The sequence below is a fragment of the Candidatus Symbiopectobacterium sp. NZEC135 genome (assembly GCF_025962695.1).
In genome coordinates this window covers 1-648 of the sequence record NZ_JAGFPF010001224.1, presented here as the reverse complement: position 1 = coordinate 648, position 648 = coordinate 1, and the positions used below count along the sequence as shown (strand labels likewise).

The following is a 648-nucleotide window of genomic DNA, read 5'->3' as shown; positions in this document are numbered from 1 at the left end:
GGCGTTCGGCCGCCGCCGCTCACGCGCCCGAACAGGTGCAGATGGATGCGTCACCCACGCGAGTTGCGCTGTTTCGTAAAGGCTTTTTAGTCGGTATCAGCAATCCGAAGGATCTGCTGTTTTTTGCCGCGCTGTTTCCCAATTTTATCAGCACCACGGAACCCCATGCGCTCCAGTTTGCCGTTCTGGCGCTGACCTGGGTGCTGTTTGATTTCAGCATCATGTTTTTCTACGCCAGCACCGGGCGACGCCTGTCTGGTGTATTCAGCAATCCACGCCGCATGGCGTTGCTTAATCGCGCCACTGGCGGCGTGTTTGTGTTGGCTGGATCGGCGTTGGCTGTCTCCAGCCGCTAAGAAGACAGACTGTTTTCGCCGTTGCTATCCCGTGTTCACTGGGATAGCAACGCCAGACCCTCATGCTTCAGCGGTAATCTCACCGTTGTCATCATTGAACGTGATCGTTTCTCCGTGACGTAACGCCCGCGTATGGCCCGGCTTATCGATAAACACCGGAATGCCCAACGCCGTCGCCAGAATGGCCGCGTGAGAGTTTCTGCCGCTGTCGGTAAAGTAGACGCCTTTGATCCAGGCGGGATCTAACTGCACCGTTTCAGAAGGCAGCAATAGGTTGGCGACAATCGCCATC

At 56.5% G+C, this 648-nt stretch carries 2 protein-coding genes; one reads left to right on the top strand and one right to left on the bottom strand.

Annotation, left to right across the window (positions count from 1 at the left end; genetic code table 11):
* A partial coding sequence (locus J5224_RS33485; RefSeq protein ID WP_264629193.1) for a LysE family transporter occupies positions 1–356 on the top strand: 356 nt, incomplete at its 5' end.
* A gap of 60 nt (positions 357–416) precedes the next feature.
* Here the strand turns inward: J5224_RS33485 and J5224_RS33480 are convergent.
* A partial coding sequence (locus J5224_RS33480) for a PEP-utilizing enzyme (RefSeq protein WP_264629192.1) occupies positions 417–648 on the bottom strand: 232 nt, incomplete at its 5' end.